This window comes from Micromonospora sp. NPDC005806 (assembly GCF_042871425.1).
Taxonomy (GTDB): Bacteria; Actinomycetota; Actinomycetes; order Mycobacteriales; family Micromonosporaceae; genus Micromonospora.
Genome location: NZ_JBIAIL010000026.1, coordinates 12,507 through 26,435 on the forward strand (window position 1 = coordinate 12,507; position 13,929 = coordinate 26,435).

At 72.5% G+C, this 13,929-nt stretch carries 10 protein-coding genes; 8 read left to right on the forward strand and 2 right to left on the reverse strand.

Annotated features, from left to right (window positions below; all coding sequences use genetic code 11):
* Positions 1-85: 85 nt before the first annotated feature.
* Both ileS and ACFYOS_RS24100 read left to right on the forward strand, forming a co-directional pair.
* Entirely contained in the window at positions 86-3,232 is a 3,147-nt protein-coding gene (gene ileS, locus ACFYOS_RS24095; protein ID WP_387145716.1) for an isoleucine--tRNA ligase, read from the forward strand.
* Between the two features lie 135 nt (positions 3,233-3,367).
* Entirely contained in the window at positions 3,368-4,057 is a 690-nt protein-coding gene (locus tag ACFYOS_RS24100) for a lysophospholipid acyltransferase family protein (RefSeq protein ID WP_387145719.1), read from the forward strand.
* 22 nt (positions 4,058-4,079) lie between these two features.
* Here the strand turns inward: ACFYOS_RS24100 and ACFYOS_RS24105 are convergent, their stop codons facing one another.
* Together ACFYOS_RS24105 and ACFYOS_RS24110 are read right to left on the reverse strand one after the other, a co-directional pair.
* Positions 4,080-5,549 carry a cryptochrome/photolyase family protein gene (locus ACFYOS_RS24105; protein WP_387145721.1) on the reverse strand — a complete coding sequence of 490 codons (1,470 nt, stop codon included), beginning with the start codon at positions 5,547-5,549 and terminating at the stop codon, positions 4,080-4,082.
* A gap of 84 nt (positions 5,550-5,633) precedes the next feature.
* Positions 5,634-7,148, reverse strand: coding sequence for a hypothetical protein (locus tag ACFYOS_RS24110; protein ID WP_387145724.1), 1,515 nt, complete (start codon positions 7,146-7,148; stop codon positions 5,634-5,636).
* 102 nt (positions 7,149-7,250) lie between these two features.
* Here ACFYOS_RS24110 and ACFYOS_RS24115 point away from each other — a divergent pair, with 102 nt between their 5' ends.
* From ACFYOS_RS24115 to ACFYOS_RS24140, 6 genes are all read left to right on the forward strand, one after another.
* Positions 7,251-7,373, forward strand: coding sequence for a hypothetical protein (locus ACFYOS_RS24115; RefSeq protein WP_387145727.1), 123 nt, complete (start codon positions 7,251-7,253; stop codon positions 7,371-7,373).
* A gap of 72 nt (positions 7,374-7,445) precedes the next feature.
* The gene (locus tag ACFYOS_RS24120) at positions 7,446-9,431 is read left to right on the forward strand and encodes a TIGR03960 family B12-binding radical SAM protein (RefSeq protein WP_387145729.1); all 1,986 of its coding nucleotides are present in this window, start codon (positions 7,446-7,448) and stop codon (positions 9,429-9,431) included.
* Between the two features lie 180 nt (positions 9,432-9,611).
* Complete coding sequence (locus ACFYOS_RS24125) at positions 9,612-10,055, forward strand: hypothetical protein (protein ID WP_387145732.1); 444 nt, start codon at positions 9,612-9,614, stop codon at positions 10,053-10,055.
* A gap of 13 nt (positions 10,056-10,068) precedes the next feature.
* On the forward strand, positions 10,069-11,469 hold the full coding sequence (locus tag ACFYOS_RS24130) for a hypothetical protein (RefSeq protein WP_387145734.1): 1,401 nt from the start codon (positions 10,069-10,071) through the stop codon (positions 11,467-11,469).
* 10 nt (positions 11,470-11,479) lie between these two features.
* On the forward strand, positions 11,480-12,844 hold the full coding sequence (gene mycP / locus ACFYOS_RS24135; protein WP_387145737.1) for a type VII secretion-associated serine protease mycosin: 1,365 nt from the start codon (positions 11,480-11,482) through the stop codon (positions 12,842-12,844).
* Between the two features lie 245 nt (positions 12,845-13,089).
* Positions 13,090-13,809, forward strand: coding sequence for a TIGR03936 family radical SAM-associated protein (locus ACFYOS_RS24140; protein ID WP_387145975.1), 720 nt, complete (start codon positions 13,090-13,092; stop codon positions 13,807-13,809).
* The last annotated feature ends 120 nt before the right edge of the window (positions 13,810-13,929 follow it).

Here is a 13,929-nt window from a genome sequence, read left to right on the forward strand (position 1 = left end):
GGCGCGCCGGTCACGGCGTACCGGAAAAGGGCTCGTCCTCGCAGACCCACACGGACACGTGAGCTGCTGAGGAGAGCGACCCCCGATGGCCTATCCGTTGCACGACCCGACCGCCGCCGGCGTCCCGGCGAGCCCGGACCTGCCCGCGGTCGAGCGCCGGGTGCTGGAGCACTGGACGGCCGACAAGACCTTCGAGGCCTCCGTCGAAGCCCGTCCGGCCGGGGAGGACGGGAAGAACGAGTACGTCTTCTACGACGGCCCGCCGTTCGCCAACGGCCTGCCGCACTACGGCCACCTCTTCACCGGGTACGTCAAGGACGTGGTGCCGCGCTACCAGACCATGCGCGGCAAGCACGTCGAGCGACGGTTCGGCTGGGACTGCCACGGCCTGCCGGCCGAGGTGGTGGCCGAGAAGCAGCTCGGCATCACCAGCAAGGCGGAGATCCTCGACCTCGGCGTGGCCCGGTTCAACGAGGCCTGCCGCACCTCGGTGCTGGAGTTCACCCAGGACTGGGAGCGGTACGTCACCCGGCAGGCCCGCTGGGTCGACTTCGCCAACGACTACAAGACCCTCGACCTGGACTACATGGAAAGCGTCATGTGGGCCTTCAAGACCCTGCACGACAAGGGTCTGGTCTACGAGGGCTTCCGGGTGCTGGCGTACTGCTGGCGCTGCGAGACCCCGCTGTCCAACACCGAGACCCGGATGGACGACGTCTACAAGGACCGGCACGACCCGACCCTGTCGGTCTGGTTCGAGCTGACCCCGGACGAGAGCGCGTCGGAGCTGGTCCGCGGCCCGGTCAAGCTCGGCGTCTGGACCACCACGCCGTGGACCCTGCCGTCGAACCTGGCGCTCGCGGTCGGCCCGGACATCGAGTACGCGGTGCTGGAGCGCGAGGGCGCCCGCTACCTGGTGGGCGCCGCGCGGCTCGGCGCCTACGCCAAAGAGCTGGAGGGGTACGAGCAGGTCGGCACGGTGCACGGCCGGGACCTGGTCGGTCGCCGCTACACGCCGCTCTACGACTTCCTGGTCGAGCAGGCCGGACCGAACGCGTACCAGGTGCTCGGCGCGGACTTCGTCACCACCGAGGACGGCACCGGGATCGTCCACCTGGCCCCAGCCTTCGGTGAGGACGACCAGAACACCTGCAACGCGGCCGGCATCCCGACCGTGGTGACCGTGGACGACCACACCCGGTTCACCGCGCTCGTCCCGCCGTACCAGGGCGAGCAGGTCTTCGACGTGAACAAGCCGGTGATCCGGGAGCTGAAGGAGCGGGGGGTGGTGCTCAAGCAGGACACCTACACCCACTCCTACCCGCACTGCTGGCGCTGCGACACCCCGCTGGTCTACAAGGCGGTGTCGTCCTGGTTCGTGGCGGTGACCCGGTTCAAGGACCGGATGGTCGAGCTCAACCAGCAGATCAACTGGACACCGGGGCACATCAAGGACGGCTCGTTCGGCAAGTGGCTGGCCAACGCCCGCGACTGGTCGATCAGCCGGAACCGGTTCTGGGGTTCGCCGATCCCGGCGTGGAAGTCCGACGACCCGAACTACCCGCGCGTGGACGTGTACGGCTCGCTGGCCGACCTCGAGCGGGACTTCGGCGTGCGCCTGACCGACCTGCACCGGCCGGCGGTGGACGAGCTGGTGCGCCCCAACCCGGACGACCCGACCGGCAAGTCGATGATGCGCCGGGTGCCGGAGGTGCTGGACTGCTGGTTCGAGTCCGGCTCGATGCCGTTCGCCCAGGTGCACTACCCGTTCGAGAACCGCGAGTGGTTCGAGCACCACTACCCGGGCGACTTCATCGTCGAGTACATCGGACAGACCCGCGGCTGGTTCTACACCATGCACGTGCTGGCCACCGCGCTGTTCGACCGGCCGGCGTTCCGCAACTGCCTCAGCCACGGCATCCTGCTCGGCTCCGACGGACGCAAGATGTCCAAGAGCCTGCGCAACTACCCGGACGTCTATCACGTCTTCGACTCGTACGGGTCGGATGCGATGCGCTGGATGCTGATGTCCTCGCCGGTGCTACGCGGCGGCGACATGGCGGTCACCGAGACGCTCATCCGGGACGCGGTGCGTCAGGTGCTGCTGCCGCTCTGGAACGTCTGGTACTTCTTCTCGCTCTACGCCAACGCGGACGGCTACACCGCGAAGCGGCGGGTGGACTCCACCCACCTGCTCGACCGGTACGTGCTGGCGAAGACGAACGAGCTGGTCTCGACGGTCCAGGCGCAGCTGGACGCGTACGACATCTCCGGCGCCTGCGCCACCGTCCGGTCCTACCTGGACGCGCTGACCAACTGGTACGTGCGCCGCTCGCGGGACCGGTTCTGGTCCGGGGACGCCGACGCGTTCGACACGCTCTGGACGGTGCTGGAGACGCTCTGCCGGGTGGTGGCGCCGCTGGCGCCGCTGACCGCGGAGGAGCTCTGGCGCGGCCTCACCGGCGAGCGGTCGGTGCACCTGACCGACTGGCCGTCGGCGGACGAGTTCCCGGCCGACCACGAGCTGGTCTCCGCGATGGACAACGTGCGGGCGGTCGCCTCGGCGGCGCTGTCGCTGCGCAAGGCCAAGGGGCTGCGGGTCCGGCTGCCGCTGGCGAAGCTGACCGTGGCCTCGCCGGTCGCCGCCCAGCTGCGGCCCTTCGCCGACCTGGTCGCCGACGAGGTCAACGTGAAGGAGGTCGGCTTCACCGACGAGGTGTCCGCGTACTGCCAGCAGGTGCTGACCGTGGTGCCCAGGGCGCTCGGTCCGCGGGTCGGCAAGGCGGTCCAGCAGGTGATCAAGGCGGTGAAGGCGGGGGACTGGCAGCTGGTCGACGGCGCCCCGGTCGCCGCCGGGGTCACCCTCGCCGAGGGCGAGTACGAGCTGCGCCTGGTCGCCGCCGACGCCGAGCACTCCGCGCCGCTGCCCGGCGGCGAGGGGGTGGTCGTGCTGGACACCGAGGTCACCCCGGAGCTGGCCGCCGAGGGGCTGGCCCGGGACGTGGTCCGGGTGGTGCAGCAGGCCCGCCGGGACGCCGACCTGGACGTCTCGGACCGGATCGTGGTGGCGCTCTCGGCCTCGGAGGAGGTGCGCGCGGCGGTGGCCGGGTACACCGACTTCGTGGCCCGGGAGGTGCTGGCCGACACGATCGACTTCGCCGAGGGGGTCGAGGGCTTCGCCGGCGAGGTCGGCGAGGGCGAGCGGGTGACGGTGGCCGTCCGGCGGGTATGAGGTCCTGATACCGGTGGTCCGGCGGCGGGTGTCGCCGCCGGGCCACCAGGCGGGCGGCCGACCACCCCGTCGGGTCGGTGTGGGCCCGTCCGCTACCGTGACAGCGCCTGTTCACGTACGACCGCCGGAGGACCCGTGCCGCTGCTCTACACCATCGGCAAGCTCGCCGTGGCACCCACGATGCGGTTGGCCTTCCGTCCGACCGTGGAGGGGTTGGAGCACATCCCGGCGACGGGCGGGGCGATCTTCGCGGGCAACCACCTCTCCGTCGCCGACGAGCTGCTCCTCGGCACGGTGGTCCCGCGGCACCTGGCGTTCTGGGCCAAGTCGGAGTACTTCACGGGCACCGGGGTGAAGGGCGCGTTCTCCAAGTTCGTGCTCACCGGGCTGGGCGCGATCCCGGTCGCGCGGGCCGGCGGACGGGCGGCGCTGTCCGCGTTCGACGCCGCCATTCCGGTGCTCAAGGCCGGTGACCTGGTTGCCGTCTACCCCGAGGGGACCCGCTCGCCGGACGGGCGGCTCTACCGGGGGCGGACCGGGGCGGCCCGGCTCGCGGTGGCCGCCGGCGTGCCGATCATCCCGGTCGGCGTGACCGGCACCGACAAGGCGCAGCCCATCGGGACGCGGGTGCCCCGGCCCGGCAAGGCCAAGATCAGCATCCGGTTCGGCAAGCCGCTGGACGTCACCGGCCGGTCCGACGACCGCACCTCGCTGCGCGAGATCACCGACGAGCTGATGGCTGAGATCCAGAAGCTCACCGGCCAGGAATATGTCCCCCGGTACGCCCCCAAGCGCGCCGAGCCCACCGCCGACCCCACCGCCTGATCCGCGTCCTTGATCAACAGGATCAGGGCGGGTCGCTGCCGCGCCGCTTCTCCTGGGCCACCACCGCGTCCAGGTCGCTGAGGCGTTCCAGCTGTTTCATGGTCCGAGCCATCCGGGCGTTGGCCGGGATCCGGGGGCGGTTGGCGGACAGGAACGCCCAGTAGCCGGCCGTGAACGGGCACGCCTTCTCGCCGAGCCGCTTCCTCGGGTCGTACCGGCAGCCGCCGCAGTAGTCGCTCATCCGGTTGAGGTACGCACCCCCGGACACGTACGGCTTGGTGGTCATCCGGCCCAGGTCGGCGTACTGGCTCATGCTGACCACGTTGCCGGTCATCACCCACTCGTAGCCGTCCACGAACCGGGTGTGGAACCACTCCACCAGCTCCGCCGGGCGCCAGCCGCGTTGCAGGGCGTAGTTGCCGAGCACCATCAGCCGGGGGATGTGGTGCACCCAGGCCCGGTCCCGGACGCCGGCGAGCACGTCCGACAAGCAGTGCGCGTCGACCGCGTCCGCGTCCAGGTCGTTCCACCAGTCCGGCAGGGACCGCCGGGCGGCCAGCTCGTTGCTGCCGCGCCAGCTCGGTTCGAAGTACCAGTAGGTGTGCCAGATGTAGTCCCGCCAGCCCAGCACCTGCCGGACGAAGCCTTCCACGCTGGCCAGCGGCGCACCCTCCTGCCGGTACGCCTGCTCGGCGCCCCGGATCGCCTCCGCCGGGTCGAGCAGGCCCAGGTTGAACGCGGCGGAGAGCATGCTGTGTGCCAGCCACGGGTCGCCGGTGAGCATCGCGTCCTCGTACGGGCCGAACGCGGCGAGCCGGTGCCGGAGGAAGTGCCGCAGTCGGGCCTTCGCCTCCTTGGCGGTGGCGGGGAAGCGGCGCGGGCCGTCCCGGCCGGCGAACCGGATCCCCTCCCGCTCCCAGCGGTCCAGGTCGGCCCGGACCTCCGCGTCGATGTCGTCCTCCTTCGGCATCGGCGGGGCGGGCACGTCGAGCTTCCCGGTCTTCGGCGGCGGCTCGCGGTTCTCGGTGTCGAAGCTCCACCGGCCGCCCACCGGGTCGCGGCCCTGCATGAGCACCCCGTGGTGCTCCCGGGCGAACCGGTAGAACGCCTCCATCCGCAGGGCGCCCCGGCGTCCGTCGGCCCAGTCGGCGAAGTCCTCCAGGCTGGTCACGAATCCCCGCGCCGGCAGCACGGTGACCCGGTCCAGGTCGCGGAGGAACGCCCGGGCCCGGCGCGACGTCGGGTGGCAGACCTCCAGCGGCTCGCGGACCTTCTTCAGCGCCTGCCGGTACGTCTCGGCGCGCAGGAAGATCGCCTGGTCGCCCAGCTCGGCGGCGCGGTGCCGCAGTGCGGAGAGGACCAGGTGGGCCTTCTGCCGGTGGTAGACGCGGCGTCGGAAGACCGCCTTCGACTCGATCAGCAGGACCGGTTGTCTCCGGTCGTCGAGGAAGTGCGGCCCCAGTTGGTCGGCGAAAAGCCAACGCCGCGACATGTCCCGATTGTGGCCCGACCGTCCGATGTGTGCCGGTAGGAACTGCCGCCTTTATGTGTTCGATACATTGCGAAGCGTTACGGCTCAGGATTGCTTCGGGGTCACCACCTGCTGGCGCAGGGTGTCCAGCAGGCGGCCGCTGTCGTCCAGGGAGAGCCGGGTGAAGATGCCGGTGGTCAGGCTGCCGTGGTCGACCGAGGTGCAGACCACCACGCCGTCGCCGTCCGCCCGGCCCACCGCGCAGCGCTCGTACCGGCCCCGGACCCGGGTCTCCACCGGTACGGCGGCGTCCAGCGCGTACTGCTCCGTGAGGCGGGCGATCTCGGCGTCGGCGTCCGCCTCCGGGGTCAGCCGGAACCCGGTGCCGCCGAAGAGGGTCACCCGCTTGCCGTCGTCCGTGCTGTAGATCCCGGCGAAGGTGTCCTCGGCGAGCAGGTGCGCCTGGGCCATCTCGGTCTTCAGCTTCTCGGCGGTGGCCTGGCTGCGCTCGTCCTCCCGCAGCCGCAGCCCGTGCATCCGGTCGGGCAGGGCCGCGCTGGCCGGGTACTGGGCGGAGAGCGGCTGGGCCCACCACAGCGGCAGGCCGCAGCAGCAGGCGACGGTGAGCAGCAGCACCCACGGCCAGCGGCGCCGGCGGCGTACCGGGACGGCCACGTACCCCTTGGGCGGCCGCCAGCCGGGCGGCGCGGTGACCGGCGGCGGGGCGCTCTCGCGGCGGCGCTGCCGGGGCGGGCGGGCCGGCGCGGGCGGTGCCGGCGGGGGCGGCGGGACCGGGCCGGGCCGGGTCGGGGACACCGGCGCCGGCGGCGGCGACACCGGGCGGGCAATCGGCGGCGGTGGGCCGACCGGCGGCACCGGGTAGGGCAGCGTGTGCGGCGGCACCGGGTAGTCGAGCGTCGGCGGGAGCGCCGGGAAGTCGGTCGAGTGCAGGTTCCAGCCGGTGGTGTCCACGCCCTCCCAGGGGTCGACCGGGATCTGGTGCTCCGGCACGTCGGGCGGCGGCACGGGGGTGGGCTCGGCGGACTCGCCCCAGGAGCGCTTGCGCGGCGGCGGGGGCGGAACCGGTGCGGACCCGCTCCACCGGGGCGCGGGCGGTTCCGGTCGGGTCTCCACCCGGGTGGGGTCGGGGCGGCCGGGGACCGGGGCGGAGTCGGCGGCGCCGGATGCCGGCACGGCGGCCGTCCCCCGGGCAGGGCTCACCGGCGCGGCCGGGGTGGCGTCGGTGTCCGCGGTGGCGCCGGCCGACGTGGACGGGGGCGCCGGCTCGGTGTCCGGCTGCGTCGGTTCCTCGGCCTCCGGTGCGGGCGCGGTCGGGGTGTCCGCCTCCGGCGGAGCCTCCGCGTCCGGCGTGGTCACGGTCGGGATGTCCGCCTCCGGCGGAGCCTCCGCGTCCGGCGCGGTCACGGTCGGGATGTCCGGCGATGCCGGCTGCGGGTCCGGTGTGGGGGGAATCCCGGCGTCCGATGCGGCGGTGGAGGGTGCCGGGACGTGGCCTGGGGATGGCACGGGCGGGTCATTGACCTCCGGGTCCCGGTCCTGGCCGGTCGCCGGCGTGCCCCCGTCGGCCGGCCGGTCCCCCGCCGGCTGCGGCTGCGACATCGCGGCATTCTCCTCTCGCGCCCGTTGCGAGGTTAGTACCGCCGTGCCACCGCCGACGAATCCGCCGGCTGCACCCGACCGCGGCGCTATCTGCTCAGTGGCGTGCTGGGCTGGGTCGTCAGCCCGGCGTTCGGGCTGATCGGCATCGGCGTCATGATCGTGTACTACGCACTGACCAGCGAGGGCGTACGGCGGGGTTGGCCGCGCCGCCGGCAGCCGGCCTGACCGGGCGCGGCGGCTGGTCAACCGTGCGGTGCGGCGTGGTGACCGGCGGAGCACCGCGTACCCTTGGGCATCATGAGTGCCCCGTCCACGACGCCGCGCCCGGTCGCGGCCAATTCCGTCTGGCCCCAGCTGGAGCCGCTGCTGCCCCAGGTGACCAAGCCCATCCAGTACGTCGGTGGCGAGCTGGGCGCGGTGGTCAAGGACTGGGACGCGGCGACCGTCCGGTGGGCGTTGATGTACCCCGACGCGTACGAGGTCGGCCTGCCCAACCAGGGCGTGCAGATCTTGTACGAGGTGCTCAACGAGCTGCCCGACGTGCTCGCCGAGCGGACGTACGCGGTCTGGCCGGACCTGGAGAAGCTGATGCGCGCCCAGGGCGTGCCGCAGTTCACCGTCGACGCGCACCGCCCGGTGCGCGACTTCGACGTGTTCGGCATCTCGTTCTCGACCGAGCTGGGCTACACCAACCTGCTCAGCGCGATCGACCTGGCCGGCATCCCGCTGCTCGCCGCCGACCGTACCGACGCCGACCCGGTGATCGTGGCCGGCGGGCACGCCGCGTTCAACCCGGAGCCGATCGCCGACTTCGTCGACGCCGCCGTGCTCGGCGACGGCGAGGAGGCGGTGCTGGAGATCACCACGATCGTCCGGGACTGGAAGGCCGAGGGGTGCCCGGGCGGGCGCGACGAGCTGCTGCTGCGGCTGGCCCGCACCGAGAGCGTGTATGTGCCGCGCTTCTACGACGTGGACTACCTGCCGGACGGCCGGATCCAGCGGGTGGTGCCGAACCGCCCCGACGTGCCGTTCCGGGTGCACAAGCGGACGACCATGGACCTCGACGCCTGGCCGTACCCGAAGAAGCCCCTCGTGCCGCTGGCCGAGACGGTCCACGAGCGGTACGCGGTGGAGATCTTCCGCGGCTGCACCCGCGGCTGCCGCTTCTGCCAGGCTGGCATGATCACCCGCCCGGTGCGGGAGCGCTCGATCACCACCGTCGGTCAGATGGTGCAGCAGGGTCTGGAGTTCTCCGGCTTCCACGAGGTGGGCCTGCTGTCGCTGTCGTCGGCCGACCACTCGGAGATCGGCGACATGTGCTCCGGCCTCGCCGAGCAGTACGAGGGCACCAACGTGTCGCTCTCGCTGCCGTCGACCCGGGTGGACGCGTTCAACATCGACCTCGCCCAGGAGCTGTCCCGCAACGGCCGGCGGACCGGTCTGACCTTCGCCCCCGAGGGCGGGTCGGAGCGGATCCGCAAGGTGATCAACAAGATGGTGTCGAAGGAAGACCTCATCCGCACCGTGGTCACCGCGTACACCAACGGCTGGCGGCAGGTGAAGCTGTACTTCATGTGCGGCCTGCCCACCGAGACCGACGAGGACGTCCTCGAGATCGCGGACATGGCGCACGAGGTCATCAAGGCCGGCCGGGCGGCGACCGGCTCCAAGGACATCCGCTGCACGGTCTCCATCGGCGGGTTCGTGCCGAAGCCGCACACTCCGTTCCAGTGGGCCTCCATGGCCCGGCCGGAGGTCATCGACGCGCGACTCAAGCTGCTCAAGCAAGCGATCAACGCGGACCGTTCGCTCGGCCGGGCGATCGGCTTCCGGTACCACGACGGTGAGCCGTCGCTGATCGAGGGCCTGCTCTCCCGGGGCGACCGCCGGGTCGGCGCGGTGATCCGCAAGGTGTGGGAGAACGGCGGCCGGTTCGACGGCTGGAGCGAGCACTTCTCGTACCAGCGCTGGGTGGACGCCGCCGCCGAGGTGCTGCCGACCTTCGGCGTGGACCTCGACTGGTACACCACCCGGGAGCGCGAGGAACTGGAGGTCCTGCCCTGGGACCACCTCGACTCGGGCCTGGACAAGGACTGGCTCTGGCAGGACTGGCAGGACTCCCTGTCCGAGTACGAGCAGGACGACTGCCGGTGGACCCCCTGCTTCGACTGCGGTGTCTGCCCGGCCATGGACACCGAGATCCAGATCGGCCCGACCGGAAAGAAGCTGCTGCCGTTGACTCCGGTCAACGGGCTGAAGCTGCCGACCGGCGCCCAGCGGTAACGCCGTCGACGCGTCCGGAGCGCGGGAACCCCACTGGGTTCCCGCGCTCCGTCGTTTCCGGGACCGGTCGTCCCGGCGGCATCCCATGACGCGGGGTGGGGGTGCCTCGACTGGCCGTCACTCGATACGCTGCGTCCGTATTGGACCGACCGGCGGGTCGGCCAGCGGGGAGGCAGCAGCATGGGTGACATCAAGCCGCCGGACACCGGCGATCTGCACGTCAGCGTCGAGGACCTGGACGCCGCAGCGGACTACGTCGAGCGCCTGAAGCAGTACGTCGACGACACCATCAGCTACGAGATGGAGCGCATCAAGGAGCGGATGAAGGGCGACAGCAACAACGCGCAGACCGTCCCGAACGGCACCCCCTTCGGTGCGTACGAGGACGCGCGCATGCAGTGGCAGGCGCTGACCAGGTCGACGGCCAACATGGAGGCGCACCTCAAGTCCCTCTCCCAGAAGCTCGCCGGGCTCAAGCAGGGCACCGAGGACATCGCCAAGGCGTTCCGCGACACGGAGGCGCGCAACGCCGCCAACGGCAAGCAGATCGAGCGGATGCTGGAGTCCGCCGCGCCGCCGCCGGCGGCGGGCGACCAGCCGCCCACCTACCCGTACTCGGCCTGAGGGGGAGAGGGTCATGGCAGGAGGAACGTGGGAGCGGTGTGTCCGTGAGGTGACGCTCTCGGCGGACCCGGAGACGGTCGGCTCGGTCGGCGTCGGCTGGAACAACCTCTCCACCGGCCTGGGGCACCTGCGGGATTCGCTGGTCGGGCGGTCGTTCGTCGGCCCGATCGCGCCCGGCAAGGAGCGCCCGCACGTCGGCGGGCTCACCGACATGCTCGCCGGCTGGAAGGGCAGCGGGGGCGACGCCTACCGGGAGCACCTGGGCGACATCGGCAAGGACGTCGAGGAGCTGATTACCCACGCGACCAACGTCAGCGGCGCGCTGTCGCGGATCGAGGGCGACATCCGCAAGTCGGTCGCCAGCATCCCGATCCCGCTGATGGACGACTTCGGGTGGAACGAGTGGAGCCTGCCCAACGGCACCGAGCTCGACGACGCCCGCGACGGCGAGAGCGCGTCCGGCTTCCTGGCCGCGCTGCGCAAGGACTACCAGAGCAACCCCGCGTCGTACGCCGACGGGGCGTTCCGCGACAAGGCCGACGACCTCGAAGCGACCATGAAGGTCGACGGCAACGCCGACGACCACAAGCGGGGTGGCTGGTGGGACACCAAGTCCCATCTGGACAACTGGTACCGGGACAACCAGGCGGCGGCCAACTCCGCCATGTCGCCGCTGCCCACCGCGGTGGAGACCGAGCGGCCCAAGCTGGTCGTGCCAGGCCCGGACGGCAAGGATCTGCGGGACGGCTACCGGCCGGACGACCGGACTCCGCCGTCCGGGTTCCCGGGTGGCGGCGGCGGTGGTGGCGGCGGTCCCTCCCTCGGCAGCACGGGCATCGGCGGTGGCGGCGGTTCGTTCGGCGGCGGCCACTCGTCCATCGCGCCGCCCTCCACCGGCGGCAACTTCGGCAGCGGTGGCGCCGGTTCCTACCCGCCGCCGGCAGCCGGCGCCCCCGGCAGCGGTGGGCACGACTACGGCACCGGCCTGGCCGGCGCCGGCACCCCCACCATCGGCAGCGGCTACAGCGGCGGCCCTGGCCTCGGCGGCTCGCCCGGCCTCGGCGGCGGTGGCGGCCTCAGTGGCGGAATCGGCGGTGGCGTCGGGTCGGCCGGCGGCATCGGCGGTGGCGGTCTCGGCGCGGCCGGCGGCATCGGCGTGGGCGGCATCCCCGGCATGGTCGGTGGTGGCAACGGCAAGGTGCCCCCGATGACCAGCGCGGCCAGCGCGCTGCGTAACGCGACCGGCGCCGGGCAGGGTGGTCTGCGCGGGGCCGGGATGATGGGCGGCGGCATGATGGGCGGTCACGGCGGCGCCGGGCACGGCGGCACCGGCACCGAGCACTCGTCGTGGTTGACTGAGGATGACGATCCGTGGGGCACCGGTGACGCCGCGTCTCCGGGCATCCTGCGATGAGGACGGACGGATGAGGTTGAACGTCGGCATGCTCCGACCGGTCGCGGCCGGTCTGGTGGCCGGGCTCATGGTGCTGGGGGCCGCCCAACCGGCGGCCGCCGCGCCTCGGCGGACCGAGCAGTGGTACCTGGGCGAACTCCGGATCGACCAGGTGCACAAGCTCTCCACCGGGCGGGGCGTGATCGTCGGGGTGGTGGACAGCGGCGTCGACGCCACCCATCCGGACATCCGGGGGCAGGTGCTTCCTGGCGGCCGCAGCTACGGCGGCGCCGGTGACGGGCGCGCCGACGGGGACGGCCACGGCACCCACATGGCCGGGATCATCGCGGCGACGAACGCCAGCCGCGACGGCGTGGACGGCATCGCCCCGGACGTGAAGATCCTGCCGATCAAGATCAAACGGGCCACGGAGGAGGTCAGCGACGCCGCGTCGGCCCTGGGCATCCGGATGGCCGTCGACGGCGGCGCCAAGGTGATCAACCTGTCCTACGGCACGCCCGGCGCGGCCAGCGCCGAGGAGGAGGCCGCGATCAAGTACGCCCTCGACCGGGACGTCGTGGTGGTGGCCTCCGCCGGCAACACCGCCAAGGGCGACGTCGACGTCATCAGCCCCGCCAACGTCCCCGGCGTGATCGCCGTGACCGGCACCACCAAGGGCGGGGCCTTCTGGTCGGGCTCGGTGCAGGGACCGGAGGCGGTCGTGTCCGCCCCCGGCGACAGCATCTACAACATCGGCCCGGAGCACGGCTACGGCTGGGGTGACGGCACCTCCGACTCCAGCGCGATCGTCTCGGGCATCGCGGCGTTGATCCGGTCGAAGTACCCGGACCTCGACGCGCCGAACGTGATCAACCGGATCATCAAGACCGCTCGCGACGCCGGCCCGCCCGGCCGCGACCCGCAGTACGGCTTCGGCCGGATCGACCCGGTCGCCGCGCTGACCGCGAACGTGCCCACGGTCTCCGCGAACCCGCTGCTCGCCCCGGCCGCGGCCAGCCAGGCCCCGGGCCAGGCGGCCGAGGACGACAACTTCGACGTCACGAAGTACGGCGACCGGGGCGGCCCGAGCGACCAGCAGGTCATGGTCATCGGCATCGGCATCGCCGTGGTGCTGGTGATCCTGCTGGGGCTGGCGTTCTTCCTGATCTGGAACCGCCGCCGGTACCGCCGCGAGGCGGCCCTGTCGGCCGACGTCCCGGACGAGCTGCTCGACCAGGTGGGTGCCGGTGTTCCGCCGGTCCCGGCCGGCTACGGCCCGCCCGGCACGTCGCCCGGCCAGGGGAGTGGCTACCCGCCGCCGGGTGGTCAGTCGCCGTACGCCCCGCCCCCGGGTTACGGCCCGCCCGGCCCGCCGCCGGGCGGGAACCGGTCCTGACCGTCGTGGCCGGCCGGGTGACCTGCGCGTCACCGGCCGGCCACCGGCGGGTCCGGGGACGGTGCGAACGGCCCGGCTGACCGGTTTCGACCGGCTTGCCGGGCCGCTCCGGCCGCCCCGGCTGCGTGCCGTCCCGGGCGCTGCGCCAGGATGGGGCGGACACGCAGGTAGCACCCGAGGAGCTCACGATCGCCAGAAAGCCTCAACCCGAGGGCGGCCAGGCACCGGTCGTCCAGCGGGTCCGGATCCGGTACGCCAAGCGTGGACCGCTGCGGTTCACCTCGCACCGGGACTTCGCCCGGGCCTTCGAGCGTGCGCTGCGCCGGGCCGGCGCACCGATCGCCTTCTCCCAGGGCTTCACCCCGCACCCGAAGATCTCGTACGCCTCGGCTGCGCCGACCGGCGTCGCCAGCGAGGCCGAGTACCTGGAGATCGGCCTGCGCGAGCCGGTCGACCCGGAGCAGCTGCGGCTGGCCCTGGACGCCGCCCTCTCGCCCGGGCTCGACGTGCTCGACGCCGTGGAGGCCACCGGCGGCAGCCTCGCCGACCGGATCGAGGCGTCGCGCTGGCGGATTGAACTGCCCGAGGTCGACCCGGCCCTGGCGGAGCAGGCGGTGGCCGCATTCCGCGCCGCCGAGGAGATCCAGGTCGAGCGGATGACCAAGCAGGGCCGGCGTACCTTCGACGCCCGCGCCGCCGTCATCGCCATCGATGTGGCGCCTCCGTCGGAGACGCCTTCCGGGGCTGTGGCCGTACCGTGTGCGATACTCGAACTGGTCGTGCGGCAGGTCACCCCGTCCGTACGGCCCGATGACGTCCTTTCCGGCCTCCGCGTGGTGGCCGCCCTGGAGCCGCCGGTCGCCCCGAAGGTGATCCGGCTGGCGCAGGGCACGTTGACCGCGCAGGGCGAGATCGTCGATCCGTTGGATGCGGATCGCGACGGGGCAGCCATCGGAGAGCACTGACCGACGGTCAGCGCTCTGGCAGGCAGACTTCGGCGGTCGCGCGCCTGCGCGCCCGGCGGAAACACCTTTTGCGGCGACCCTGCGTGGCAGCGCTCACCCGCGCCCGGGGCAGCCAGAACT

What these genes read in the sequence shown, in the direction of transcription:
- ileS (WP_387145716.1), top strand. Translation starts at nt 86, where the DNA reads ATGGCCTATCCGTTGCACGACCCGACCGCCGCCGGCGTCCCGGCGAGC.
- ACFYOS_RS24105 (WP_387145721.1), bottom strand. Translation starts at nt 5,549, where the DNA reads ATGTCGCGGCGTTGGCTTTTCGCCGACCAACTGGGGCCGCACTTCCTC.
- ACFYOS_RS24110 (WP_387145724.1), bottom strand. Translation starts at nt 7,148, where the DNA reads ATGTCGCAGCCGCAGCCGGCGGGGGACCGGCCGGCCGACGGGGGCACG.
- ACFYOS_RS24120 (WP_387145729.1), top strand. Translation starts at nt 7,446, where the DNA reads ATGAGTGCCCCGTCCACGACGCCGCGCCCGGTCGCGGCCAATTCCGTC.
- ACFYOS_RS24125 (WP_387145732.1), top strand. Translation starts at nt 9,612, where the DNA reads ATGGGTGACATCAAGCCGCCGGACACCGGCGATCTGCACGTCAGCGTC.
- ACFYOS_RS24130 (WP_387145734.1), top strand. Translation starts at nt 10,069, where the DNA reads ATGGCAGGAGGAACGTGGGAGCGGTGTGTCCGTGAGGTGACGCTCTCG.
- mycP (WP_387145737.1), top strand. Translation starts at nt 11,480, where the DNA reads ATGAGGTTGAACGTCGGCATGCTCCGACCGGTCGCGGCCGGTCTGGTG.